Origin of the sequence: Burkholderia sp. Bp9142, from assembly GCF_003853415.1 — a bacterium.
In the GTDB taxonomy this organism is placed as follows: Bacteria; Pseudomonadota; Gammaproteobacteria; order Burkholderiales; family Burkholderiaceae; genus Burkholderia.
In genome coordinates, this window is the sequence record NZ_QTPP01000016.1 from 101,659 (window position 1) to 127,854 (window position 26,196).

General features: G+C 68.2%; 22 protein-coding genes and 1 pseudogene. 14 read left to right on the top strand and 9 right to left on the bottom strand.

The window, feature by feature from the left end:
- The first annotated feature begins 213 nt into the window (after window positions 1-213).
- From DIE22_RS19300 to DIE22_RS19310, 3 genes are all read left to right on the top strand, one after another.
- Entirely contained in the window at window positions 214-1,131 is a 918-nt protein-coding gene (locus DIE22_RS19300) for a serine aminopeptidase domain-containing protein (RefSeq protein WP_124496070.1), read from the top strand.
- Window positions 1,128-1,559: a MarR family winged helix-turn-helix transcriptional regulator gene (locus DIE22_RS19305; RefSeq protein WP_124496072.1), complete on the top strand. Its 432-nt coding sequence runs from the start codon at window positions 1,128-1,130 to the stop codon at window positions 1,557-1,559. Before DIE22_RS19300 ends, DIE22_RS19305 begins: the two co-directional genes overlap by 4 nt.
- Before the next feature lie 493 nt (window positions 1,560-2,052).
- On the top strand, window positions 2,053-3,504 hold the full coding sequence (locus DIE22_RS19310) for a sialidase family protein (RefSeq protein WP_124496073.1): 1,452 nt from the start codon (window positions 2,053-2,055) through the stop codon (window positions 3,502-3,504).
- A gap of 64 nt (window positions 3,505-3,568) precedes the next feature.
- On the opposite strand, the gene adhP is transcribed toward DIE22_RS19310, so the two are convergent.
- A complete protein-coding gene (adhP, locus tag DIE22_RS19315) occupies window positions 3,569-4,597 on the bottom strand; it encodes an alcohol dehydrogenase AdhP (protein ID WP_124605898.1) in 1,029 nt (342 codons plus the stop codon).
- Between the two features lie 455 nt (window positions 4,598-5,052).
- Here adhP and DIE22_RS19320 point away from each other — a divergent pair, with 455 nt between their 5' ends.
- Window positions 5,053-7,080, top strand: a complete 2,028-nt coding sequence (locus tag DIE22_RS19320) for a TonB-dependent receptor (protein ID WP_124605923.1) — start codon at window positions 5,053-5,055, stop codon at window positions 7,078-7,080.
- 482 nt (window positions 7,081-7,562) lie between these two features.
- On the opposite strand, the pseudogene tnpA reads toward DIE22_RS19320, so the two are convergent.
- A pseudogene (gene tnpA / locus DIE22_RS19330) lies at window positions 7,563-7,973 on the bottom strand (IS200/IS605 family transposase); the annotation flags it as partial.
- A gap of 25 nt (window positions 7,974-7,998) precedes the next feature.
- On the opposite strand from tnpA, the gene DIE22_RS19335 reads away from it, so the two are divergent.
- Both DIE22_RS19335 and otsA read left to right on the top strand, forming a co-directional pair.
- Window positions 7,999-9,201, top strand: a complete 1,203-nt coding sequence (locus DIE22_RS19335) for an RNA-guided endonuclease TnpB family protein (RefSeq protein WP_124605899.1) — start codon at window positions 7,999-8,001, stop codon at window positions 9,199-9,201.
- Window positions 9,202-9,454: 253 nt separating this feature from the next.
- Window positions 9,455-10,861 carry an alpha,alpha-trehalose-phosphate synthase (UDP-forming) gene (otsA, locus tag DIE22_RS19340; protein WP_124605900.1) on the top strand — a complete coding sequence of 469 codons (1,407 nt, stop codon included), beginning with the start codon at window positions 9,455-9,457 and terminating at the stop codon, window positions 10,859-10,861.
- 7 nt (window positions 10,862-10,868) lie between these two features.
- Here the strand turns inward: otsA and DIE22_RS19345 are convergent, their stop codons facing one another.
- Together DIE22_RS19345 and ftsH are read right to left on the bottom strand one after the other, a co-directional pair.
- Window positions 10,869-11,336, bottom strand: coding sequence for an OsmC family protein (locus tag DIE22_RS19345; RefSeq protein ID WP_124605901.1), 468 nt, complete (start codon window positions 11,334-11,336; stop codon window positions 10,869-10,871).
- A 121-nt stretch (window positions 11,337-11,457) separates the two neighbouring features.
- Entirely contained in the window at window positions 11,458-13,425 is a 1,968-nt protein-coding gene (ftsH, locus tag DIE22_RS19350; protein WP_124496443.1) for an ATP-dependent zinc metalloprotease FtsH, read from the bottom strand.
- Between the two features lie 419 nt (window positions 13,426-13,844).
- On the opposite strand from ftsH, the gene DIE22_RS19360 reads away from it, so the two are divergent.
- Complete coding sequence (locus DIE22_RS19360; protein ID WP_124605902.1) at window positions 13,845-15,509, top strand: acid phosphatase; 1,665 nt, start codon at window positions 13,845-13,847, stop codon at window positions 15,507-15,509.
- Window positions 15,510-15,610: 101 nt separating this feature from the next.
- Here DIE22_RS19360 and DIE22_RS19365 read toward each other — a convergent pair whose 3' ends face one another.
- A complete protein-coding gene (locus DIE22_RS19365; RefSeq protein WP_124496087.1) occupies window positions 15,611-17,107 on the bottom strand; it encodes an FAD-dependent oxidoreductase in 1,497 nt (498 codons plus the stop codon).
- A gap of 308 nt (window positions 17,108-17,415) precedes the next feature.
- Complete coding sequence (locus tag DIE22_RS19370) at window positions 17,416-17,625, bottom strand: hypothetical protein (RefSeq protein WP_124496089.1); 210 nt, start codon at window positions 17,623-17,625, stop codon at window positions 17,416-17,418.
- Between DIE22_RS19370 and DIE22_RS38890 the strand changes: the two genes are divergently transcribed.
- The 7 genes from DIE22_RS38890 to DIE22_RS19400 all read left to right on the top strand — a co-directional run bounded on the left by DIE22_RS38890 (window position 17,624) and on the right by DIE22_RS19400 (window position 22,025).
- Window positions 17,624-17,758, top strand: a complete 135-nt coding sequence (locus tag DIE22_RS38890; protein WP_260426729.1) for a hypothetical protein — start codon at window positions 17,624-17,626, stop codon at window positions 17,756-17,758. The genes DIE22_RS19370 and DIE22_RS38890 overlap by 2 nt on opposite strands.
- A 52-nt stretch (window positions 17,759-17,810) precedes the next feature.
- Window positions 17,811-18,089: a hypothetical protein gene (locus DIE22_RS19375; protein WP_124496091.1), complete on the top strand. Its 279-nt coding sequence runs from the start codon at window positions 17,811-17,813 to the stop codon at window positions 18,087-18,089.
- Entirely contained in the window at window positions 18,086-18,502 is a 417-nt protein-coding gene (locus DIE22_RS19380; RefSeq protein WP_124496093.1) for a nuclear transport factor 2 family protein, read from the top strand. Before DIE22_RS19375 ends, DIE22_RS19380 begins: the two co-directional genes overlap by 4 nt.
- A gap of 3 nt (window positions 18,503-18,505) precedes the next feature.
- Window positions 18,506-19,363 (top strand): SDR family NAD(P)-dependent oxidoreductase, encoded by an 858-nt coding sequence (locus DIE22_RS19385; RefSeq protein WP_124496095.1) that lies wholly within the window; start codon window positions 18,506-18,508, stop codon window positions 19,361-19,363.
- A gap of 41 nt (window positions 19,364-19,404) precedes the next feature.
- Complete coding sequence (locus DIE22_RS19390) at window positions 19,405-20,163, top strand: SDR family oxidoreductase (protein ID WP_124496097.1); 759 nt, start codon at window positions 19,405-19,407, stop codon at window positions 20,161-20,163.
- A 37-nt stretch (window positions 20,164-20,200) separates the two neighbouring features.
- A complete protein-coding gene (locus DIE22_RS19395; protein WP_124496099.1) occupies window positions 20,201-21,037 on the top strand; it encodes an SDR family NAD(P)-dependent oxidoreductase in 837 nt (278 codons plus the stop codon).
- Between the two features lie 82 nt (window positions 21,038-21,119).
- Complete coding sequence (locus DIE22_RS19400) at window positions 21,120-22,025, top strand: NAD(P)-dependent oxidoreductase (protein WP_124605903.1); 906 nt, start codon at window positions 21,120-21,122, stop codon at window positions 22,023-22,025.
- 123 nt (window positions 22,026-22,148) lie between these two features.
- Here the strand turns inward: DIE22_RS19400 and DIE22_RS19405 are convergent, their stop codons facing one another.
- The 3 genes from DIE22_RS19405 to DIE22_RS19425 all read right to left on the bottom strand — a co-directional run bounded on the left by DIE22_RS19405 (window position 22,149) and on the right by DIE22_RS19425 (window position 26,188).
- On the bottom strand, window positions 22,149-24,014 hold the full coding sequence (locus DIE22_RS19405; RefSeq protein WP_124605904.1) for a phosphoenolpyruvate carboxykinase (GTP): 1,866 nt from the start codon (window positions 24,012-24,014) through the stop codon (window positions 22,149-22,151).
- 525 nt (window positions 24,015-24,539) lie between these two features.
- Window positions 24,540-25,316 carry a glucose 1-dehydrogenase gene (locus DIE22_RS19420; RefSeq protein WP_124605906.1) on the bottom strand — a complete coding sequence of 259 codons (777 nt, stop codon included), beginning with the start codon at window positions 25,314-25,316 and terminating at the stop codon, window positions 24,540-24,542.
- Between the two features lie 116 nt (window positions 25,317-25,432).
- The gene (locus tag DIE22_RS19425; RefSeq protein ID WP_124605907.1) at window positions 25,433-26,188 is read right to left on the bottom strand and encodes an SDR family NAD(P)-dependent oxidoreductase; all 756 of its coding nucleotides are present in this window, start codon (window positions 26,186-26,188) and stop codon (window positions 25,433-25,435) included.
- Window positions 26,189-26,196: the final 8 nt, after the last annotated feature.

The window sequence follows — 26,196 nt, forward strand, 5'->3', positions numbered from 1 at the left end:
CCGGTGAAGATACGTCGATCCGCTTCATGAGACAAACGCAATATTCTGCTTTGCAAAGATGCAAATATTTTATGGAAACGCTGCCGCGAAACGGTGCCGTCCGCCGGGTTGCGGGGACGCCGTTCGAATGATTCCTCGACAGATATTTCGTACGCGAAATACATCGCGAACTATATTTCGCATACGAAATAACTACCCGAAACGAGGACAGCGATGAGCTCAGAACCCATCGAATTTTCCGCCGCCGACGGCTATACGCTGCACGGCACGCTGTGGTCGCCGGGCGTGCCGCCGCGCGCGCTGGTGCTGATCCATCCGGCAACCGCCGTGCCGGAGCGGCTGTATGCGGGCTTCGCGCGCTTCCTGACCGGGCGCGGCTTCGCGGCGCTGACCTACAACTATCGCGGCATCGGCGCGTCGCGGCCCGCGCGGTTGAGCGCGCTGCCGGCCCGCATGCGCGACTGGATCGAGCTCGACGTGGGCGCCGCGACCGCGTGGGCGCGCGAGGCGTACGACGGGCTGCCGCTGCTGGCGGTCGGGCATAGCGTCGGCGGCCACGCGATCGGGCTGTCGGCCGGCACCGCGCACCTGCGCGCCGCCGTGCTCGTCGCCGCGCACGCGGGCAGCACGCGGCTGATTTCCCGCGCGGCGGAGCGGCTGAAGGTGCGGCTGATCCTGCGCGTGCTCGGCCCGCTTGCGTCCGCGCTGCTCGGCTACGTGCCCGGCAAGCGGCTCGGGCTCGGCGAGGATCTCCCCGCCGGCGTGTTCCGCGAATGGAGCCGCTGGACCACGCTGCCGCGCTACTTCTTCGACGACCCGACGCTCGGTGCGGCCGAGCGTTTCGCGAAGCAGCGGTTGCCGATCCTCGCGCTCGGCTTCGACGACGATCCATGGGCGAACCCGCCTGCGATCGACCTGCTGGTAAGCTACCTGACCCGGGCGGCCGTCGAACGCCGCCAGATCGATCCGCACGCCGCAGGCAGCGGGCCGGTCGGGCACATGGGCTTCTTCCGCAGCCGGCCCGGCGCCGTGCTGTGGCCCGCGGTCGCCGACTGGCTCGCGCAGGCGCTCGATGCGCCGCGCGAGGCGGGCCGTCCGTCCCTTTCCATTGCTGCCGGGAACCGAGCTTGAGCGAACACCGACGACTGTTTTTCCTGTTGAACATCGGCCAGCGGCGCGTGCAGCGCTGGGTCGACCGCAAGGCCGAGACCGATGCGCGCGCCAGTGCCGCGCAGGCCGGCGTGCTGTTCTGCCTCGCGAAGCAGGATGGCGCACTGATCGGCGAAGTCGGCACGGTATTGCAACTGGCGCCGTCCGCGATGACGGGGCTCGCCGACCGGATGGCGAAGGCCGGCCTGCTCGCGCGTCACGCCGATTCGGACGACGGGCGCGCGACGCGCCTGTTCCTGACCGACGAAGGTCACGCGGCGCTCAAGCGTGCGCGCGTGCTGCTGCGCGAGTTGAACGGCAAGCTGTGCGACGGGTTTTCCGACGACGAACTCGACGTCGTCGCGCGCTGGCTGCACGCATTGCAGGAGCGCTTTCCGGCGGAGCGCTGAACCGCGCCGGCGGCGCAGCGCATCGATCGCAGCAGACAGCGCCGTATCGACACGGTGCGACGCGATCGTCACGATCGAAAGCGATTGTGATTCGCGCTTCCGATTCGTCTCGCGCGCACGCGCCGCGGCAAATTTTGCGTTCCGCGCGCACCGTTTTTCGGCAACGCTTTCCGACTACGCTCTGTTACAAAAAATTACCTCCCGCGCTGCATAGGGTCGCCTACATTGCAATCCACTTCGACGCATTCGTCATATGCACCGACCGGCCTTCCTGTCGGGTCCGCATCGCCTGACCCACCCGACAAGCAATGAAAACGAAGAGGAGTCTTGACCGACGTGCTGGCGGCATCCAGCACACGCGGATTGCGATGACCGTAACGGCCCCCTGAACGACCCGCCCCGGCGCGTGCACGGCATCCGTGCCGCCGCGTACCGGTGCGCGTCGCGCCGCCGTGCCGCGCCATCGCCGCCGCACGTCAACGAGGAGCAGTCCATGCGACGCACGATCGTGTCCCACTTGCTTGTCACCCGCCTGTCCGCCGCAATGGCGATGGCGATGGCCGCCACCGCGGCGGCGCATGCCGACCCGGTGGTCGTTTCGGGCCCCAGCCCGTTTGCCGCCTGCACCATCGGCGGCCCCGGCACGAACTACGTCAATGCCGAGGTCGAACCGTGGCTCTCGGTCAACCCGGCGAACCCGACGAACATGATCGGCGTGTGGCAGCAGGACCGCTGGTCGAACGGCGGCGCCCACGGGCTCGTCGCCGGCTACACGTTCGACGGCGGCGCGACCTGGGCGCGCACGCCGCAGCCGTTCAGCGCCTGCGCGCCCGGCGGGCTCAAGTACGAACGCGCGTCCGATCCGTGGGTGTCGTTCGGGCCGGACGGCACCGCGTACTCGGTGTCGATCTCGTTCAACCAGTCGAACAACGCCAATGCAGTCGGGGCGTCGGTGTCGACCGACGGCGGACAGACGTGGAGCAGCCCCGCCGTGCTGATCGCGAACGACGAGCCGACGACGCAGTTTTTCAACGACAAGGAATCGGTGACGGCGAACCCGGTGAAGGCCGGCACCGCGTATGCGGTGTGGGACCGCCTCGAGCTGCCGAACGGCAACCCGTACGCGAACCTGCACACGGCCGCATTCCGCGGACCGACGTTGTTCTCGAAGACGGTTGACGGCGGCAAGACCTGGAGCCGCGCGAAGGTGATCGTCCACGTGCCGTCGCGCCAGCAGACGATCGGCAACCAGATCGTCGTCGATCCGAAGACGGGCACGCTCTACAACTTCTTCGACCTGATCCAGCCGCCGTTCAGCAAGGCGGCCGGCAAGGTCGCGTTCATCAAGTCGACCGACGACGGCGCGACGTGGACGCAGCCGCAGGTGATCGCCGGGCTGCAGACGGTCGGCGTGACCGATCCGAACACCGGCGAACCCGTGCGCACCGGCGACATCATTCCGGAGCCGGCGATCGATCCCGCGTCCGGGCAGCTCTACGTCGTGTGGCAGGACAGCCGCTTCAACGGCGGCAACTACGACGAGATCGCGCTGTCGACGTCGAAGGATGGCGGCGCGAGCTGGAGCGCGCCGCTGCAGGTGAACACGCCGACCGGGCGCCCGGCGTTCAATCCGTCGGTGCGCGTCAACAACGCCGGCTCGGTGATGGTCAACTACTACGACTTCCGCGACCTGCAGGCGGGCAACACGACGACGCTGCCGACGGGGTTCTGGCGCAAGATCTCGCAGGACGCCGGCGCCACGTTCGCCGACGAGCGGCGCGTCGGCGGCCCGTTCGACATGAAACTCGCGCCGAACGCGGGAGGCTTCTTCATCGGCGATTACCAGGGGCTCGACGTGGGACCCTCGTCGTCGTTCCACCCGTTCTTCGTCCAGACCAGCGCAGGCAACCTGACGAACCGCACCGACGTGTTCTTCGCGCCGTGATGCGCGCATGAGCCCCGCGCTGCCGCGACGTCCCCCGCGTCGCGGCAGCGTGCCCGAGTGCGCGTCAATGCATGTCGGTCAGCACGACGCGACCGTCGATCTTCCCTTCGCGCAGCCGCGCGAATATGTCGTTGATGTTGCCGAGCCGGTCGCGATGAATATGCGCGCGCACCAGCCCATCCGCCGCGAAATCGAGCGATTCCTGCAGGTCGCGCCGTGTGCCGACGATCGAGCCGCGCACCGTGATGCCGTTCAGCACGGTCGAGAAGATCGGCAACGGGAAATCGCCGGGCGGCAAGCCGTTGAGCGCCACCGTGCCGCCGCGCCGCACCATCCCGAGCGCCTGCGCGAACGCGCCGCGCGACACGGCCGTGACCAGCACGCCGTGCGCACCGCCGATCTCCTTCTGGATGATTGTTGCCGGATCGTCGACCGACGCGTCGATCGTCAGTTGAGCACCGAGTTGCCGGGCAAGTTCGAGCTTGGCCGGGGAAACGTCGATCGCCGCGACGTGCAGGCCCATCGCGCGTGCGTATTGCACGGCCACGTGGCCGAGCCCGCCGATGCCCGAAATCGCGAGCCACTGGCCCGGACGCGTGTCGGTGACGCGAATGCCCTTGTAGACGGTCACACCCGCGCACAGGATCGGCGCGATCTCGTCGAACGCAACCTGTGCCGGCAAATGGCCCACGTAATCGGGATCGGCCAGCACATATTCCGCATAGCTGCCGTTGACCGAGTAGCCGGTGTTCTGCTGCCCGTGGCAAAGGGTTTCCCAGCCGGTGTGACAGTACTCGCAGTGGCCGCATGCCGTGTAGAGCCAGGGCACGCCGACGCGGTCGCCCTCGCGCACGTGCGTGACGCCCGCCCCGACTGCGGCGACGATGCCGACGCCTTCGTGGCCGGGAATGAACGGCAGCGTCGGCTTCACGGGCCAGTCGCCGTCGGCGGCATGCAGGTCGGTATGGCAGACGCCCGACGCCTTGATGTTGACGAGGATCTGGCCGGGGCCCGGCGTCGGGACCGGCACTTCCTCGATGCGCAACGGTTCGCCGAACGCGTGTACCACGGCCGCTTTCATGGTCTGGGTCATAGGTCGCTCCTGTCTGGTGGATGACTGCGCCAGTATCCGGCCTCGAAACCGGAACGCATTGATACGCATCAACGGGGCAGGAAACGCGTGCGACGGCGGCGGATTCATCGCGAGACATGTTGCGCAGGCCGTCGGTCCGGGTTCGACTGCCCGCCTCTGCTTTCGCAGCCATTTCAGCCATTTGTCGGAAACCCTGCGGCGCGCCGCCGTTTCGCTTGGAATTTGAAATGATATAACATATCATTTCGCGACCTCGTCCATCCGAAACCGTTCCATCCGGGTGGCCGGGCTACGCCGAGTCATCTCCCAACGGGTCACTGCGCGCCGCAGATGCAACAATATATCGTATCCAGCCTTGACCCGCATGGCTCGCTTTCCGATCCGATTCCAACGATTCACCGACCATGCGCGACCTCCCTCGTCTACCGCTTCGCCCGCTCTCGCCCGTTTCGCTGATGCTGTTCGCCGCCGTCGCGCACGCGCAGGCCGATACGCCCGCCCCGTCGACACCGGCGCAGACCACGCCGCTCGCGCCGATCTTCGTGACCGCGAACCCGCTCGGCGACACCGAGCTGATCGCGCCGACCGCGCAACTGTCCGGCGACGCGCTGACGCGCCGCCAGGCCGACTCGCTCGGCGAGACGCTCAACGGCCTGCCCGGCGTGTCGACCACCACCTACGGGCCGATGGTCGGCCGCCCGATCATCCGCGGGATGGACGGCGACCGGATCCGGCTGCTGCAGAACGGCGTCGCCGCGTACGACGCGTCGTCGCTGTCGTACGACCATGCGGTGCCGCAGGACCCGCTGTCGATCGAACGCGTCGAGATCGTGCGCGGACCGGCCGCGCTGCTGTACGGCGGCAACGCGGTCGGCGGCGTCGTCAACACGATCGACAACCGGATTCCGCGCGAAGCGATCGAAGGCGTGACGGGCGCGCTCGACGCGCGCTACGGCGGCGCGAACTCGGTGCGGGCGGGCGCGGCACAGGTCGAGGGCGGCAACGGCCGCTTCGCGTTCCATGTCGACGCTTTCGATCGCGAAACGAGCAAGCTGCGGATTCCCGGCTACGCACGCAGCAGCCAGCAACGCGCGATCGACGGGCCCGACACGCCACAACCGTCCGGCAACGTACCGAACAGCGACGGCCGCGTGCATGGCGGCGCGGTCGGCGCGTCGTACACGTGGGCCGACGGTTTCGCGGGCCTGTCGTACAGCGGCTACGAGTCGAACTACGGCTCCGTCGCCGAGGACGGCGTGCGCCTGCGGATGCGCCGGGAACGCCTCGCGTTCGCGTCCGAGGTACGCAACCTGAGCGGCCCGTTCACGAAGCTGAAGTTCGACTTCGCGTACACCGACTATCGCCACAAGGAAGTCGACAACGGCGAGACGGCGACCACCTTCCGCAACCGCGGCTACGAGGCGCGCATCGAGGCGCGGCATCGCAGGATCGGGCCGTTCGAAGGCGCGATCGGCGTGCAGTTCGGCCAGAACACGTTCTCGGCGCTCGGCGACGAAATGCTCGTGCCGTCCACGCGCACGAACAGCGTCGCGCTGTTCGGTCTCGAGGAATGGCAGGTCGTCCCGGCGCTGAAGCTGAGCCTCGGCGGGCGCTTCGAGCACGTGAAGGTCGATCCCGATCCGGCCGGCGTCGAGAAATTCGCGGGCGCGCAGCCGCGCGACTTCAACGCCGGCAGCGTATCGGCCGGCGCGCTGTTCTCGCTGACGCCCGTGTGGTCGGTCGCGGCGAACGTCGCCTACACGGAGCGCGCGCCGACCTTCTACGAGCTGTACTCGAACGGGCCGCACGATGCGACCGGCCAGTTCCTGATCGGCAACCCGAACGCGTCGAAGGAAAAGGCCGTGTCGACCGACCTGTCGCTGCGCTACGCGAGCGGCCCGAACCGCGGCAGCGTCGGCGTGTTCTACAACCGCTTCTCGAACTACCTGGCCGAGTACAACACGGGCCGCATCGTGAACGACGACGGCGAGCCGGTCGCGCCCGGCGCCGACGGTACGCTCAACGAAGCGATCTATCGCGGCGTGCGGGCCGAGTTCTACGGCGTCGAACTCGACGGCAAGTGGCGCGCGTTCTCGCGGCGCGGCCACACGGTCGACCTGGAACTGACCGCCGACTACACGCATGCACGCAACGTCGACACCGGCCAGCCGCTGCCGCGCATCGCGCCGCTGCGCGCGACGCTCGCGGCCGACTACGGCTACGGCCCGTTCGGCGCACGCGCGCAGGTCACGCACGCGTGGTCGCAGCACCGCGTGCCCGACAACGACTTCTCGACGGACGGCTATACGACGCTCGGCGTGATGCTGAGTTACAAATTCCGCGTCGGCGCGACGCACTGGCTCGCGTATCTGCGCGGCGACAACCTGACGAACCAGGAGATCCGCTATGCGACCTCGGTCGTGCGCGGCTTCGCGCCGGAAGGCGGCCGCAGCGTGATGGCCGGCCTGCGCACGACGTTCTGATCGCCGGACGGCCCGCGGCGCGGTCGCGGGCCGGTTCTGTCGGGCGAAGATCCGCACGCCCGTTTCACGGAGTCGAATCGCGCACAAATAAAAACCAATGACCAGACAATTTGAGTGGCCGCCCCGAATTTATTAAATTCCGGCAAAAAATCGGTTTCCAAATCCGCGTATGAACGCGAGAATCATCGGTGATTCCCGAGCCTTTATCCGAATCTGAAATACTTTCCTTCTCGTGAATGGGCCCGGACTTGCGCCGCGCGGCGCTGCCCTGGGTTCCTTCGCGACACGCCCACGTCGTCATGCCCAGTACGCCGAGTGGCAAACCTTCCGGACTGACCGCTAGGAGGCTGTGCATCAAGAACCCGCGTTCATTGCCACCGGAACAGCGCCCCAAACCATCTGTGGCAGGCAGATGCGTCAAGTTGAATTCGGTTGTGGGGACGGATAGCGCGGACGCCGTAGGCGTCCTTTCCGGCGGCTGAGTGCGGCGCTTTCTGCTGTTCGATGTATTTGCGGACGATTTCGATAGGCGTTCCGCCACTGCTTCCGGCAAAGTAATACGGAGACCACAGCGCACCGCCCCACAACTTTTTGCGAATGCTGGGGTAGCGCTTCTGCCGGATCATGCGACTTGAGACGCCTTTGAGGCTGTTCACCAGCGACGACACAGAAACCTTGGGCGGGTAGTTCGCCAGCAGGTGTACATAGTCATCCTCACCATCGAACTCCACCCGTTCGGATTCGAAATCCCGGCATACGCTGGCGAAAATGCCGCGCATGTCGTTCAGAATTTCCGTGGTGAACACGTCGCGCCGGTATTTGGTCACGAAGACCCTATGCGCATGCATCAGAAAGACGCAATGGCGACCACGTCGAATGGCTTGACTCTCGATTGTAGGCCAAGCATACAATGGCCCGATGCAACGACTCCAGGCTTTCAAGTTCGAACTGATGCCAAACGGTGAGCAGCAGCGCAAGATGCGCCGCTTCGCCGGGGCATGCCGGTTCGTTTTCAACAAGGCGCTGGCGTTGCAGAAGCAGAACTACGAGACGGGCGGCAAGTTCATCGGGTATGTGGCAATGGCAAAGCACCTGACGGCGTGGCGCAACGGCACGGAAACGCCCTGGCTCAAAGATTCCCCGGTGCATCCGCTCCAACACGCACTCAAGAATCTGGAGCGAGCCTACAAGAACTTCTTCGCCAAGCGTGCGGCGTTCCCGCGCTTCAAGAAGAAAGGGCACAGCGACAGCTTCCGCTACCCCGGCTCGAAGCAGATCAAGCTCGATCAGGTCAACAACCGCATCTTTCTGCCCAAGCTTGGCTGGCTCCGTTATCGCAACAGTCGGGATGTGTTGGGCGAAGTGCGTAATGCCACCGTGTCGCGACACGCAGGCAAATGGGTCGTGTCGATTCAGACCGCGCGTGAAGTCACGCAGCCGGTGCCACTGGCCACCAGCGCGATCGGCGTCGACCTGGGCATCGCACGGTTTGCCACCCTGAGCGACGGCAGCTTTCTCGCGCCGCTCAATAGCTTCAAGCGGCACGAAGCCCGGCTGCGCCACGCGCAGCAGGCGATGAGCCGAAAGGTCAAGTTCAGCAACAACTGGAAGAAGGCAAAGGCCCGCATCCAGCGTATCCATGCCGGCATCGGCAACGCTCGCCGCGACTACCTGCACAAAGCCACGACCACGATCAGCAAAAACCACGCGATGGTGTGCATCGAGGACTTGCAGGTACGCAACATGTCGAGGTCGGCGGCTGGCAGCCCCGATGCGCCGGGCAAAAACGTTCGGGCCAAGTCCGGCCTGAACAAAGCCATCCTCGATCAGGGGTGGTTCGAATTTCGTCGTCAGCTGGACTATAAGCTGGCGTGGAACGGCGGCTGGCTCATCGCCGTGCCGCCGGCCAATACGAGTCGCACGTGTCCGGTCTGCGAATACGTGAGCGCGGAAAACCGGCAGACGCAGGCCGTATTCCGCTGTGTCGGGTGCGGGCATGAGGACCATGCCGATGTGGTCGGTGCGATCAACATACTGGCGCGGGGACACCGCGTTGCAGCCTGTGGAGAGCTGGTGCAGTCGGGCCGCTCCGTGAAGCAGGAACCCACCGAGGCGATCTGAGATAAGCATCATCGTTTCAGACGCGGTAGGAATCTCCCGCCTTCAGGCGGGGGAGGATGTCAACCCGGTCATGCACTTTTAAATCAGCCGAATGACGAGTATGCTTAAAAAAGCACTCCATGTTCGAACGGCGAATCGCGTGCCCTGATTCCCGTCCGCTCGTATCGCGGCCCCATCGCGCCTCGCGTCGATGGTGGCGTCCGCCTCGCGCCCTGGCCGCACGAACCTTCCCCAACCATTCGCAGGAGAGCTGGTGAGCCGACTCGTCGTCGTATCCAATCGCATCGCAGATCCCCGTAAAGCCGCGGCAGGCGGGCTTGCCGTGGCCGTGAAAGACAGCCTGCAGGAATCGGGCGGCGTCTGGTTCGGGTGGAGCGGCAGGCTGCGCGGTGAAGGCGAGCATCCCACGCACGGCGATGATGTGCAGATCCAGAACGTCGGCGGCATCCAGCTCGCGACGATCGATCTCGATCCGCAGGATTACGACGCGTACTACCTCGGCTACTCGAACAACGTGCTGTGGCCGGTGTTCCATTACCGGCTCGATCTTGCACAGTTCGACCGGCGTTTCGCGGACGGCTACCGGCGCGTGAACCAGCTGTTCGCGCGCAAGCTGAGCACGCTGCTGCGCCCCGACGACACCGTCTGGGTCCACGACTACCAGCTGATTCCGCTCGCCGCCGAGCTGCGCGCGATGGGTTGCACGAATCCGATCGGCTTCTTCCTGCACATTCCGATGCCGCCGCCGCCGATCATGGCCGCGATTCCGGAGCACGAGTGGCTGATGCGCTCGCTGTTCGCGTACGACCTGGTCGGCTTCCAGACCGAATCGGACCTGCTCCACTTCGAGCACTACGTCGAAGCCGAAGCCGGCGCCGCGCGGCTGCCGGACGGCCGCCTGCGCGCGTTCGGCCGCACGCTGTCGGCCGGTGCGTTCCCGATCGGCATCAACGTCGACGAATTCGCGGCGCTCGCGGAGAATCGCGACGGCATCGACATGTTCGAGCGCATGCGCGACGAGTATTCGCGCCGCCAGCTGCTCGTCGGCGTCGACCGGCTCGACTACACGAAGGGGCTGCCGCAGCGCGTGCATGCGTTCCGCCAGCTGCTCGAACAGTATCCGGAGAACCGCGACCGCGCGACGCTGATCCAGATCGCCGCGCCGAGCCGCGAGGATCTCGGCGCATACGACGACCTGCGACGCGAGATGGACAGCCTGTGCGGCGCGATCAACGGCGACTACGGCGAACTCGAATGGATGCCGATGCGCTACATCCACCGCACGGTCGCGCGCAAGCGCTTGCCGGGGCTCTACCGCGCGAGCCGCGTCGCGCTCGTCACGCCGCTGCGCGACGGGATGAACCTGGTCGCGAAGGAGTTTCTCGCCGCGCAGGACGAGGCCGACCCGGGCGTGCTCGTGCTGTCGCGTTTCGCTGGCGCGGCCGAGCAGCTGAAGTCCGCGCTGCTCGTCAACCCTTACGACACGCAGGGCACCGCGCAGGCGATCCAGCGCGCGCTCACGATGCCGCTCGAGGAACGCCTACAGCGTCACGACGCGCTGATGGCGATCCTGCGCAAGACCGACGTGCACTGGTGGCGCACGCGCTTTCTCGACGCGCTCGCCGAAGCGGCGGAAGTCGCCGCCGCGACCGAGTCCTGACGCACGCTCACACGCCGGTCCGCTCGCGGTCGAGCACCGCGCCGTTCACGTCCTGCACCACCACCGAGATCGGAATGCCTTCGCGCATGCTCTCGGTCACCACGCAATAGGCATCGAACCGGTCGAGCATGCGCGTCGCCGCCGCGAGATCGGCCCACGCCTTGCCGACCGACAGCGTCACGGCCATCGCGCCTACCCGTACCCTGCCCGCCTCGTTCTGCACCATGTCGACGTCGATATGCGCGGTGACCGGCTGCGGATCGGCGCGCTGTTTCTCGAGCGCGAACAACAGGCTCGCCGCGAGGCAGCTCGCGACCGCCGCGGCCAGCAGCCGGACGGGGTTCGGACCGCGCCCGGCGCCGAGCGGTGGCGGTTCGTCGGTGAGCACCGGCGAAAGATCGGTGCCGGCAAACGTGACTTCGAAACTGAAACGCGCATGCTGCGCGACATCGACCGATACGTGCGCCTCGCTCATGGCGACTCCGGGACGGGAAAGCGGAACAGGACGGCCGGCGCAACACCGCGCCGGCAAGGTTGAATCGCAGCGACGGTGCGACCGGTCGCGGCCGCCCGCGGCTGCGCGCGCGATCCGCGCTTCAGCGCTCGGGTTCGCGCGGCGGCCCGTATGCGACGAAATCGCGCTCGACCGCCGACGCCTGCTCCGGCGCATTCGCGCCCGCGCACGGCGCGCGATCGGTCATGGACGGCACGGACGCGGGCTCCTCGCGTCCGTCGATCAGCGCCTGCAACGCATCGCGTTCGAGCACCTCGCGCTCGAGCAACCGCCGCGCGATCCGCTCGAGCGCGTCGCGACGTTCGCCGAGCGTCGCCGCGACGCGCGCATGCGCATCGGTCAGCAGCGCATGCACCTCGTCGTCGATCATCCGCGCGGTGTGCTCGCTGCAGCGGCCCTCGCCTGCATGCCATACCCCCGGGATGCCGGTGCGTGCCTCGCCGTCGTCGAAGCTCACGAGCCCGATCTTCTCGCTCATCCCGTACTGCATGACCATGTGGCGCGCCATCGCGGTCGCGCGTTCGAGATCGTTCTGCGCGCCCGTCGACACGTCGCCGAACACGAGCTCTTCGGCAACGCGCCCGCCGAGCAGCGCATCGATGCGATCGAGCAACTCGCTGCGGCGCAGGACGTAGCGATCCTCGGTCGGCACCTGCTGCGTGTAGCCGAGCGCCGCCACGCCGCGCGGAATGATCGACACCTTCTTGACCGGATCGCAGTGCGCGCGGCTTTCCGCGACGAGTGCATGGCCGGCTTCGTGATACGCGATCGTCAGCTTTTCCTGCGCGTTCATCACGCGGCTCTTGCGCTCGAGTCCCGTGATCGCGCGATCGATCGCCTCGTCGAAGTCATCCATCCCGATCGCCGGCTTGCCGAGTTCGGCCGCATGCAGCGCGGCCTCGTTGACGACGTTCGCGAGATCGGCGCCGACGAAACCCGGCGTGCGCGACGCGAGTTCGCCAAGGTCGACGTCGGCCGCGAGCTTCACGTGCTTCACGTGCACGCCGAGGATCTGGCGGCGCCCGTTCACGTCGGGCCGGTCGATCGCGATGTGCCGGTCGAAGCGGCCCGGGCGCAGCAGCGCCGGATCGAGAATCTCCGGCCGGTTGGTCGCGGCCATGATGATCACGCCGGAGCCGGCCTGGAAGCCGTCCATCTCGACGAGCAGCTGGTTGAGCGTCTGCTCGCGCTCGTCGTTGCCCGACATCGGGCCGACGCCGCGCACCTTGCCGAGCGCATCGAGCTCGTCGACGAACACGATGCACGGCGCCTTCTGCTGCGCCTGCTCGAACAGGTCGCGCACGCGCGCTGCGCCGACACCGACGAACATCTCGACGAACGCCGAGCCGCTGATCGAGAAGAACGGCACGGCCGCCTCGCCGGCCACCGCACGCGCGAGCAGCGTCTTGCCGGTGCCGGGCGCGCCGACCACGAGCACGCCTTTCGGGATCTTGCCGCCGAGACGCTGGTAGCGATCGGGGTTGCGCAGGAACGCGACGATCTGCTGCAGCTCGGCCTTCGCTTCGTCGATGCCCGCGATGTCGTCGAACGTGATGCCGGTTTCCTGCTGCACGTACACGCGTGCGCGGCTCTTGCCCATCCCGGTGAAATCCTGCAGCCCGCCACGCTTGCGCAGCATCAGGTTCCAGATGAACACGAACGCGACGAGCGGCACCAGCCACGACGCGAGCGACGTGATCCAGCCGGTGTCGGACGTGCCGTGAAAACGGATGCCGGCGGCGGTCAGCGTGTCGATCAGCTGCGGGTCGGTCACGCGATTGGTGGCGAAGCGCGACGGCGCGCCGTCCGCCTTCACGGCCGCTGCTTCGGATGCCGGCAGCATCGCGCCGGCCTGCGGCATCGTCAGCGTGCCCGTGATCGACGTCGCGCCGATCTCGAGATCGTCGACGAGCCGCGCGGCGACGAGCCGATGGAAGTCGCTGTACGCGATCAACGTCGACGCCGGACGCAGCATCAGCAACTGCGCGGCGAACAGCACGAAGAAGCCCGCCGCGATCAGCAATCCTGCGTAGTCGAATTTCCTGTCCATGGCATCGGGCCGGCCGGTCACGCCGTGCGGCGCGCGCTTATGCGTGCCCGCGCGCGCGACCGGCGCGCGGCATCGGCAGCCACGCGCACCCGGAATGCATCCGCGCCATCGTCGCCTCGTTTCGTCGCATGAAAGACACCGCGAAGGCGCCGCCGGGCGCCATTCGCGCGGACAGCGCGCCGTAACGCGCCACCCGTGATTCAAGTCTAGTTCGCGCGCACGCGTCGCGCATCGTCCGACAAATACCTTTCATCGACGCCGCCGTGCGCGTTATAGTCGCGTTCGTGACATTTTTGTGACAACCAGCATCGCCGCCCCCGCGCGCGACGCCGGCTGTTGCGTCCCGTCCCCTCGTCGCGGCAGGCTGTGCGACGCGGCCGCGCATCGAACGACAACCGCCCATTCGAGGAGCACACGACGTGAACGACATCCCCGATCGCCCCGACGACCTTCCCGTTGATCCCAACCGCCGCCGCATGCTCGGCGGCCTCGCCGCGCTCGGCGCGGGCGTCGCGCTCGGCGGCTGCGAGACCACGCCGGGCAGCACGCCGCGCTCCGCCGCCGATCTGCGGCTCGACGAAGCACTGCACCGGCAGGTGCGCCACATCGTCGTGATCTATGCGGAGAACCGCAGCTTCACGAACCTGTACGGCGATTTCCCGGGCGTGCAATATCCGCTGAGCGAGGTGCGGCCCGAGCACGCGCGGCAGCTCGATCGCGACGGCAAGACGCCGCTGCCGGTACTGCCGAAGATCTGGGGCGGGCTCGTGCCGCGGGCGCAGGAAGTCGACGGCAAGCGCTACGCAATCGCCGAGCGCGACCTCGACACGCTGCCGAACGCGCCGTTCCGGATCGCCGACGCGCAGGGCAAGCCGCTGCCGAACAGCGTGATCACGCGCGACCTGTGGCACCGCTTCTACCAGAACCAGATGCAGATCGCCGGCGGCCGCAATGACCAGTTCGCCGCGTGGGCCGATTCCGGCGGCCTCGTGATGGGCCACTACCGCAATTCCGCCGACACGCTGCGGCTGTGGAGCCTCGCGCGGCAATACACGCTGTGCGACAACTTCTTCATGGCGGCCTTCGGCGGCTCGTGGCTGAATCACCTGTTCCTGATCTCCGCGCAGCCGCCGCGCTATCCGGACGCGCACCGGCATCCGCATGCGGCGAAGCTGCTGTCGAAGCTCGACGGCGACGATCCGGCCGGCACGCGGCTGGCGCTCGCCGCCGATTCGCCGGCGTCCGCGCTCGACGGCCCGCCGAAGTTCGCGGTCGACGGCCCGCTGACGCCGGACGGCTACGGCGTCAACACGATGGCGCCGCCGTACCAGCCGAGCTACGTGCCGCCGGCCGATCCGGGCAACGCCGCGTATGCCGATCCGGCCGACCATCGCGTGATGCCGCCGCAGGGCTACGCGACGATCGGCGACCGCCTGTCGGAGAAGAACGTCGACTGGGCGTGGTACAGCGGCGCGTGGCAGTACGCGCTCGAGCACCGCGACACGGGCACCGTGCCCGATTTCCAGTACCACCACCAGCCGTTCAACTACTTCGCGAACTACGCGCCGGGCACCGACGCACGCCGCAAGCACCTGCGCGACGCAGGCCTCGGCGACGAACCGTCGACCAACCGCTTCATCGCCGACATCGACGCAGGCCGCCTGCCGGCCGTCACGTTCTACAAGCCGCAGGGCAACCTGAACATGCACGCGGGCTATGCGGACGTCGAATCCGGCGATCGGCACATCGCGAACGTGATCGAGCGCATCCGGCGCGGCCCGCAGTGGGCGAACACCGTGATCGTGATGACGCACGACGAGAACGGCGGCTGGTGGGATCACGTCGCGCCGCCGGCCGGCGATCGCTGGGGCCCCGGCTCGCGGATTCCGGCGCTCGTGATCTCGCCGTTCGCGAAGCAGGGCTACGTCGATCACACGATGTACGACACGAACTCGATCCTGCGCTTCATCAGCCGCGTGCACGGGCTCGCGCCGCTCGACGGCGTCGCCGCGCGCGACAAGGCGTTCGCGTCGCGCGGCGCAACGCCGCCGGGCGACCTGACGCACGCGCTCGATCTCGGCTGACGGCTCATTGACGACCACCTGACGTTCGCCTGCAACGACGCCGCCCCGGTGCAACGCGGTTGCCCGGGGCGGCGTCGTTTTCCGCACAAAGCAGCGCAACGTTACGCGGCGCTGCGCAACACCTCGCTCGCCGCACGCGCGGCGTGACGGCCGGCCTGCCGGCCGAAGAAGGTCGCATCGGCCAGCGACAATCCCGAGCTGTACCCGGCGCCCCAGCGCGGCAGCCCGCAGGTCGTGCGGCCGGCCGCGTAGAGGCCCGCCACCGGCGCGCGCGCCGCGTCGAGCACCTGCCCGGTCGGCCGTGTATCGAGCCCGCCCAGCGTGAAATGCGGGTAGAACGCGAAATCGATCCGGCAATCGAGCGCGACGAACGGCGGCTCGATCAGCGGCTTCAGCCACTTTTTCGCCTTGTGGAACAGCGGATCGGCGCCTTCGGCCGCGTGGCGGTTGTAGACGTCGATGGTCGCCGTCAGCGTGCCGGCCGGCATCCGCAGGTCGCGCTCGACTTCTTCCCACGTCTCGCCCGCCGCGGCGATGCCGATCCGCGCGATCACGGGCGGCTCCTGGTAGACCGCCTGGTCGACCAGCAGGTAGATCCGGTCGTCGGCCTGGTGGAACGCGTGATGGCCGGTGCGGCCGTGATAGCCGTCCTCGTTGATGAAGCGCTGGCCGCGCGCGTTCACGAAGATCCCGTGGATCAACGATTCGGGCGCATAGAACGGCAGGCTCACGAAGCCCTGGTCCATGTGGATCGCGGCACCGCCCGCGCTCTGGCCGAGCAGGATGCCCGAACCGTCGTCGCCGGGGCTGCCGATCGGCTCGTCCGAGCGCAGGAACTGCGGCGCATGCCTGCGCACCATGTCGCGGTTCATCGCGAAGCCGCCCGCGCACAGGATCACCGCGCGGCGCGCGCGCACGCATGCCGTCTCGCCGTACGCGCGCAGCACGACGCCGCGCACCGCGCCTGCATCGTCGACGATCAGCGCCAGTGCGCGCGTGTCGTAGCGCGTCGATACGCCGAGCGCCTGCGCGCGCTCGGCCAGCACGCGCATCAGCATCTGCCCGCCGCCCCAGCCCGGCCATTGCGGCGTGTGGCCGCGCGGGCACGGCTTCGCGGCCTCGCTGAACGGCCAGGCTTCCTCGCTGCCCGACCAGATCAGGCAGTCGTCGGTTTCCGGTTCGACGATCCGTTCGGCGATGAACGTGTTCTTGTACGTGAGGCCCTGCGCGACAAGCCAGTCGTGATGCGCGAGACTTTCGTTCGCATAGAGGCGCACCTTCGCTTCGTCCGCGTCACGGCCGCCCGCGAGCATCAGGTAGCGGTACAGGTCCTCGGTGTCGTCGCTGAAGCCGGCCTGCCGCTGTGCGGGCGTGCCGCCGCTGCCGCCGAGGTAGATCTCGCCGCCGGACAGCGCGCTCGTGCCGCCGTAGCTCGACGCGCGCTCGACGATCAGCGTGTCGGCGCCGGCGCCCGCGGCTTCGATCGCCGCGCATGCGCCGGCCGCGCCGAAGCCGACGATCACGACGTCGTGTTCTGCGTCCCAGCGATGCACGTCGCGGACGTTCAGGGGGCGGGTCAGGGAATAGTCGGATGACATGTGGCCAATGGGTCGGGGTGAAGGGAATCGGTGAAAGGCGGCGGCCGGGGCGCTGCACCGCCGGGCAGGCAGCCCGACACGGACAGCGGCGCGTGGCCGATGCGAACGCTCGAGGGCGCATGCGAGGCGCGCTCGGTGTCGTGGGCGGGAAAGTCGAACGACAACCGGAAACCGGACGGGCAGCCCGCACGCGCCGGGCGACACGCAGCGCGTGTATCGCGGCGCTCGACCAGGGCCGTCCGTCCGGACGCCGCCGCACGACAGCTTCGAGGCGGCGTCGCAGTGACGTCGAAGCGGCCGCGCCCGCGTTACATGCCGCGCAACGCGGCGAAGCCGAAGTGCGAAGGATCGATCGGCACGCAACCGGTCGGCAGGCCGTTCGGGTCGACCGAACGGCATTGGAGGATGCCGGCCGCATACGGCGGCGACGGGACCTGATCGGCTCCGTATCGCGCCATCGCCATGGCCGCGAACGTGCCCGTCGCCAGTACGCACAGCTTGCGAGTCGTCAGTCTCATGATCGTCGTCCCCTCCGGTTGGCCGCTGTCGCGGTTCGTGTCCGGCGTGCTGGCCACAGGCAAACAGGCGGCGGCACCGGATGACTGCACGGTAGCCAGCGCCGGCCCGCCGGCCATCGTCCATTTCGATTAGGGGCAAACACGAAGCGGGCTTCGCGCGACGTGCCGCGTCGCAGCAACCCGCCATGATCGAGCCGCCGGACGGATCCGGAAACTGCCTGCCGCGGCCGGTCGCGATTGGCCATGCCATCGTCGGACGAATGCCGCACCTTCGTCGCCGCATCGCACCATCGGGCGATGCGACGCCGTCGATCACGGTGTTTTCCCCGATCCTCACCCTGCTCCGTATGGATGATGAGGATCGATCGGTCCGATGCGAACCTGCGCGTCGACGTCGCAATGCCGCCGTGTCCGCGCTCGCGGCGCGGCCGGGTCTTTCCGTTCATTCACGGGAGTACGCATGACCGATTCGAATCCCCGCCACGCGCTGTACGAACTCGCCTGCCGCTACGCGCAAGCCGTCGACCGGCGCGACTGGCCGCGCCTCGCCACCCTCTTCACCGCCGACGCGCAGCTCGACGGCCCCGGTTTCCGCTTCGACGACCGCGACGCGATCGTCGCCGGGATGAGCGTGATCGAGCGCTACGAGACGACCCAGCATCACGTGCACAACCAACTCGTCACGCTCGATGGCGGCGAGGCCGCGGTCGAGACCTACGGCGTCGCGTGCCACGTGTACGTGCGCGACGGCGTGAAGCGCAAGCTCGACTGGGGGCTGCGCTATCGCGACCGCTGTGTGTTCGACGGCGGCACGTGGCGCTTCGCCGCGCGCACGCTGCACGTCGACTGGTCGCAGGACCTGCCGCTGGAGGGCTGAACGATGCGCGCTTCCCTTCCCCTCGCCGGCCGCACCGCGCTCGTCACCGGTGGCGCAGGCGGCATCGGCGCAGCATGCGCGCAGGCGCTCGCCGCCGACGGTGCGGCCGTCGTGCTGATGGGCCGCCGCCGCGACGCACTCGAACGCACGCAGCGGCACCTGACCGACGCGGTGCCCGGCAGCCGCGTCGCGATCCACCCCGGCGACGCGTGCGACGACGGCGACCTGCAGGCCGCGCTGGATACCGCGTGGGCGCTCGACGGCCGTCTCGACATCGTCGTGCCGACCGTCGGCGGCGCCGGGTTCCGGCCGCTGCTGATGCACGACGCCGACAGCTTCCGCACCGAGATCGACCTGAACCTGCACAGCGCGTTCACCGCGATCCGCCGCGCCGCGCCGCGGCTCGCCGACAGCGGCGGCGGCACGATCGTCTGCATCTCGTCGACGGCCGCGCACATCAATTTCCGCTGGCTGACCGCGTACTGCACCGCGAAGGCCGCGCTCGAGGCGCTGGTGCGCGGCGCGGCCGAGGAGCTGGCCGGCGCCAAGATCCGCGTAAACGCGGTGCGGCCGGGCCTCACGCGCTCCGAAGCCACCGCGCCGATGTTCGACAACCCCGCGCTGGTCGACAGCTTCCTCGAACAGATTCCGCTCGGCACGCTCGGCGAACCGGACGCGATCGCGCAGGCGGTGCGCTATCTCGCGGGCCCCGAGTCGGGCTGGGTCACCGGGCAGAGCTTCGCGGTCGACGGCGGTCACGAACTGCGCACCAACCCGCGCGTCGACGACACGATCGCGCGGATCTACGGCACGGCCGCGCTCGACGCGGTCAAGGCCGGCCGTGCGCCGGGTGCCGCATGAGCGAGCGCCTTTCCTTCAACCACAACGGAACACGACCGACCATGAATCGAGTCGCAAACAAGGTCGCGCTGATCACCGGCGCGGCGAGCGGCGTCGGCCGCGCGGATGCGCTGCTGCTGGCCGCCGAAGGCGCGCGTGTCGTGCTGACCGATATCGACGAGGACGCAGGCCGCGCGCTGGCGCGCGAGATCGGCGACGCGGCGCTGTTCGTGCATCAGGACATCGCCGACGAGGACGGCTGGCGGCACGCGATCGCGTCGACGCTCGAGCGCTTCGGCCGCCTCGACGTACTCGTCAACAACGCGGCGATCTGCCCGGCCGGCTCGATCGAGGACACGAGCCTCGACACGTGGCGGCGCGTGCTGCGCGTGAACGCGGACGGCTACTTCCTCGGCTGCAAGTACGCGATCGGAGCGATGAAGCACAACGACACGCCGGGCTCGATCGTGATGATGTCGTCGGTCGCCGCGCTCGGCGGTCTGCCGATGATGTGCGCGTACACGGGCTCGAAAGGCGCGGTGACGGCGCTCGCGCGCAGCGTCGCCGTGCACTGCAGGCGCAGCGGCTACCGGATCCGCTGCAACTCGATCCACCCGGACGGCATCTGGACGCCGATGACGCAGGCGCTGATGCCCGGCCTCGATCCGGCCGAACTTGGTATCGGCAACGATCCGATGGCGCGCATGTGCGATCCGCAAGACGTCGCGAATCTCGTGCTGTTCCTCGCATCCGACGAATCGCGCTTCGTGAACGGCGCGGAACTGCGGATCGACAACGCGCAGCTGGTGTCGTCGCTGTGACGCGGCTCACGGCTTTCCCGTTCGAAGGAGTGTTCAGATGATTTCATTCACCGGCAAGTCCGTGCTGGTCACCGGCGGCGGCGCAGGCATCGGCCGCGCGTGCGCGGAAGCGTTCGGCGCGGCGGGCGCGCGCGTCGCGGTGGCCGAAAGCGACCCCGCACGCGCGCAGGACGTGCGCCAGGCCCTCGAAGCCGCCGGCGTCGACGCGCTCGTCGGCACCGTGGACGTCACGCGCCGCGACGCCGTCGACGCATTCGCGCGAACCATCGACGCGCGCTTCGGCGGCCTCGACGTGCTCGTCAACAACGTCGGCGACTTCCTGCAGATCGCGAAGCCGTTCGACGACCATACCGACGACGACATCGCGCGGCTGTTCGACGTGAACCTGCGCCAGGTGTTCGTCGTCACGCGCGCGATGCTGCCGTTGCTGCGCAAGCGCGGCGCGGGCAGCAGCATCGTCGGCGTGTCGTCGATCGAGGGCTTCCGCGCGATTCCGAACTGCACCGTCTATGCGTCGTTCAAGGCCGCGCTGACCGGCTTCACTAAAAGCCTCGCGCTCGAACTCGGGCCGGCCGGCATCCGCGTGAACCAGATCGCGCCGGAAACCACCGAGACGCCGCAGGTGCCGGTCAGCGCGATGGTCGCGGCCGAGCATCGCGAGCACATTCCGCGCTGGATTCCGCTCGGACGCTTCGGTGCGGCCGGCGACATCGCGGGCGCCGCGCTGTTTCTTGCAAGCCCGCTCGCCGCGTGGGTCACCGGCACGACGCTGCACGTGGACGGCGGCGCACTCGCCGCAGCCGGCTGGTATCGCGACCCGAACGGCTTCTGGACCAACCTGCCGGTCGTCACCGGCAACGGCTTCAATTTCTGAGCCGCGGTCGATCCGCGCGGCTTCATTCGTTCAATCATCGGTTCAATTCGAGCGGCGCACCTGCGCCGCCACCGGAGACATCATGAAGATCCTGATCATCGGCGGTACCGGCCTCATCGGCGGCCACACCGCCTTGCATCTGCGCGCGCAAGGCAACGACGTGACGCTCGCCGCGCGCAAGCCGCCGGCGCCGGGCAGCGCGCTCGCGCCGTTCGACCTGCTGCTGCGCGACTACGTGGCGGGCAACTTCACGCGCGACGATCTCGCACCGTTCGACGCGGTCGTGTTCGCGGCCGGCAACGACATTCGCCACCTGCCGCCCGGCACCGACGAAGCCGCGCACTGGGAACGCGCGAACGTCGACGCGGTGCCGCGCTTCTTCGCGCTCGCGCGCGACGCGGGCGTGAAGCGCGCGGTGCTGGTCGGCAGCTTCTATCCGCAGGTCGCGCCGGCGCTCGTCGACACCGTGCCGTACGTGCGCTCGCGCCATCTCGCCGACGAACGCGTGCGCGCGCTCGCGTCGGCGTCGTTCGCCGTGTGCAGCGTCAATGCGCCGTTCGTCGTCGGGTCGGTGCCGGGGCTGCGCAACGAGATGTTCGCCGCATACACGGGCTATGCGCAGGGCAAGCTCGCCGGGCTGCCGGTGTACGGGCCGGCCGGCGGCAGCAACTTCATCTCGACGCAATCGCTGTCGGAGGCGATCTGGGGCGCGCTGCAGCGCGGCGAATCGGGCAAGGCCTATCTCGTCGGCGACGAGAACCTGAGCTTCGCCGACTACTTCGCGGCCTTCTTCCGCGCGGCCGGCAATCCGCGGCCGGTGCCGTCGCTCGACCAGGAGCATCCGCTGCTGCCGGACATCGCGATCTATACGGGGCGCGGCAACGTCGTGTCGTACGAGCCGGATCCGGCCGATCTCGCGCTGCTGCGCTACCGGCGCGGCGACGTGCAGCGCGCGGTCGACGAAGTCGTCGCGCAGTGCGGCGCGTAAGCACACGGCCAGCGCGGCACGCGCCACGCTGAAACCGGGCACAAACGACAACGTCCCGCCGCCGGCGAGGCATGCCGGCGGCGGGACGTCGATGCCGCCACGTCGTGACGTCGATGCGGTGCGTCAGCCGCCGATGCGCTGTTCGATCTTCTTCATCGTATCGGTCAGCTCGGTCGGCAGACGCAGCTTCAGCATGTCGAACAGCGCCGCATGCAGCTTCAGCTCCTCGCGCCATTCGCCGGCGTTCATCGACGTCACCGCATCGAACTGCTCGCGCGTGAAGTCGAGCCCGTCCCAGTGCAGGTCGTCATACGCCGGCGACACACCGAACGCATGTTCGCCGCCGCCGCCGTTGCCTTCGAGGCGATCGAGCATCCACTTCAGCACGCGCATGTTCTCGCCGAAGCCCGGCCACACGAACTTGCCGTTCGCGTCCTTGCGGAACCAGTTCACGCAGTAGATCTTCGGCAGCGTTGCGCCCGCGCCTTCGAGCTGCTTGCCGAGCGTCAGCCAGTGCGCGAAATAATCGCTCATGTTGTAGCCGCAGAACGGCAGCATCGCGAACGGGTCGCGGCGCACGATGCCTTGCTGGCCGACGGCCGCGGCAGTCGTCTCCGAGCCCATCGTCGCGGCCATGTACACGCCTTCGACCCAGTCGCGCGCCTCGGTCACGAGCGGCACGGTCGTCGAACGGCGGCCGCCGAAGATGAACGCGTCGATCGGCACGCCGGCCGGGTTTTCCCAGTCCGCGTCGATCGACGGGCATTGCGACGCCGGCGCCGTGAAGCGCGAGTTCGGGTGCGCGGCCTTGCGGCCGGTCTCCTTGCCGATTTCCGGCGTCCACGGGTTGCCTTGCCAGTCGGTCAGCTTCGCGGGCGGCGTATCGGTCAGGCCTTCCCACCACACGTCGCCGTCTTCGGTCCGCGCCACGTTCGTGAAGATCACATTTTCCTTCAGCGTCGAGATCGCGTTCGGATTGGTCTTCACGCCGGTGCCGGGTGCGACGCCGAAGAAGCCGGCTTCCGGGTTGATCGCGTACAGACGGCCGTCGCGGCCCGGCTTCAGCCATGCGATGTCGTCGCCGATCGTCGTGACCTTCCAGCCGTCGAAGCCCTGCGGCGGAATCAGCATCGCGAAATTGGTCTTGCCGCACGCGGACGGGAACGCCGCCGCCACGTGATACTTCTTGCCGGCCGGCGACGTCACGCCGAGGATCAGCATGTGCTCGGCGAGCCAGCCCTGGTCGCGGCCCATCGTCGACGCGATGCGCAGCGCGAAGCACTTCTTGCCGAGCAGCGCGTTGCCGCCGTAGCCGGAACCGAAGCTCCAGATCTCGCGCGTGTCGGGGAAATGCACGATGTACTTGACCGGGTTGCACGGCCACCGCACGTCCTTCTGGCCCGCCTCGAGCGGATGGCCGACGCTGTGCACGCACGGCACGAATTCGCCGTCGTCGCCGAGCACGTCGTAGACTTCGCGGCCCATGCGCGTCATGATCCGCATGTTCACGGCCACGTACGGGCTGTCGGACAGCTCGACGCCTACATGCGCGATCGGCGAGCCGAGCGGCCCCATCGAGAACGGCACGACATACAGCGTGCGGCCGCGCATCGCGCCGCGGAACAGGCCGTTCAGCGTCTCGCGCATTTCTTCCGGCGCGATCCAGTTGTTGGTCGGGCCGACGTCGTCGGGCGATTGCGTGCAGATGAACGTGCGATCCTCGACGCGCGCGACGTCGGACGGATCGGACTGCGCGAGATACGAGTTCGGGCGCTTCGCCGGGTTCAGGCGCGTGAGCGTGCCCTGGTCGACCATCGCCTGGCACAGCGCGTCGTACTCTTCCTGCGAGCCGTCGCACCATACGACGCGCTCGGGCTCCGTGAGCGCCGCGATGCGCGATACCCAGTCGATCAGTTTGCGATGCTTGACGAAGGCCGGGGGAGCGATCAGCGGGCCGTGCGTCGCTTCGGCCAAGGAGTTTTGCGACATGGAAATGTCTCCAGATTATCGGGCGGGGATGGGGGATGCGGGGCGGGCCCGCGAGATGGGGAATGCGATCGGAGCGCAGGTTGAAGCGACGCGCAAGGCGGGACGCGCGAGCGGAGCGCGTGTCGATGCCGCGATGCGGGCGAGAGAATGTGATGTCTCGTATGAACGTGCGAACGCGAGTTTCGCCATGCAAGCAACCTGCCGTACAACTCCATGCCGGCCAGCATACCATCGCCGATATCGGGCGGGCGTTGCGTTGCAACAAGAAACAACTGTGACGATGCACCGGCATGCGGCTTGCCGGCACGTCCGTTTTACTGCGCCTTCAGGTGCGCTTTGGGGACGAAACCGCTGGAAGGTCCGTCCGGCAAGGGTTTCGCGAACGCGGAAATTTCGGCGCGACGCGTTCGCATGCGAGGCACCCGAACGGTCGCGGCCCGAATTCGCGTTTTCGCTACTCAGGCAAACCCTGAATTAGGTTGCGTACACAAACATCCGTCGCGAATGCGTTGTGTGCGCTACCGCTCAAAACGGCGCGCCCGGCAATCCGGGGTAATACGCGCCTGCCGCCATCCCGCCGTCGACGGACAGCTCGGCGCCGTTGCAGTACGACGCTTCGTCGCTGGCGAGGAACAGCGTCGCTCGCGCGATTTCGTCAGGCAAGCCGACGCGCTGCAGCGGCACGTGCGTGTAGTGCCGGTTGACCTCGTCGAGCGGTGCGCCGGTCGGGTTCGACATCGCCGTGTTCACGCCGCCCGGATGGATCGAATTCACGCGCACGCCCTGGTGACCGAGTTCGAGCGCCGCGACCTTCGTCAGTCCGCGCACGCCCCATTTGCTCGATACGTAGGCGGCCAGCGCATTCACGCCGCGCAGCCCGTCCACCGACGAAATGTTGACGATCGACCCGCGCTTTTGCGCGATCATGCGCGGCGCGACCGTGCGGATGCCGACGAACGTGCCGACGAGATTGATCGATACCGCACGCTCGAAATCGCGCTTCGACAATTCGGTGATGCTGCCGAACATCAGCACGGCAGCGTTGTTGACGAGCACGTCGATGCGGCCGAACTGCTCGACGGTCGCATCGGCGACGCGCGCCCAGTTCGCTTCGTCGGCCACGTCGAGCCGCATGAAGCGCGCCGCGTCGCCGAGCTCGCGCGCGAGCGACTCGCCTTGCGCGTCGAGCACGTCGCCGATCACGACGCGCGCGCCCTCCTCGACGAACAGCCTGCATGTCGCCGCGCCCATCCCGCGCGCGCCGCCCGTGACGATCGCCACCTTCCCTTCCAGTCGACCCATGTCGTTCTCTCCTCGATGCTTTCCGATTCCGGTTTGCCGGCCGCGACGCGCGGAATGGCGCATGCGTGCCGGCTCTCGATTGGCGATGCCGCGATGCGGCCGTCGCGCGTTCGCCGTCAGCCCCAGTACGCCTGCCCGCCGTCGAGCGGCAGCGTCGCGCCCGTCAGGTACGCGGCATCGCGACTCGCGAGAAACACGATCGCGCGCCCGATGTCCTGCTCGCAGTCACCGACGCGCCCCAGCGGGATCGTGCGGAAGAACGCCGCGGCTTCGTCCGGATGCGCGTCGACCCAGCCCTTCAGCCCCGGCGACAGCGCATGCGGCGCGACCGCGTTCACGCGAATGCCGTCGGCGCCCCATTCGCATGCCGCCGCACGCGTGAGCGCGCGAATCGCTTCCTTGGTCGCCGCGTAGGCGCCGTAGCCCGACGCATCCCATCGCACCGCGGCGGACGACGCGACATTGACGATCACGCCGTCGCCCTTCAGGTGCGGATGGCATGCACGCATCATCCGCAGCGTCGCGATCGGCCCCGATTCGAGGCCCGCGAGAAAATCCGCGTCGGACACGTCGAGCAGGCGGCCGAGCGGCACGACCTGCGCGTTGTTGATCAGGATCTGCACGCCGCGAAAGCGCTCGGCGACCGCATCGACGCACTGCGCGATCTGCGTGGCGTCCATCACGTCGCACACGAACGGCTCCGCGACACCACCGCGCGCGCGGATCGCCTCACAGGTCGCGACCAGCTTGTCGCGCGTGCGCCCGACCACGGCCACTCGCGCGCCTTCGGCCGCGAGCGCCTGCGCGACGCCTTGCCCGACGCCCTGCCCCGCGCCCGTGACGAGCGCGACCTTGCCTTCGAGGATGCCCATGCGCGCAC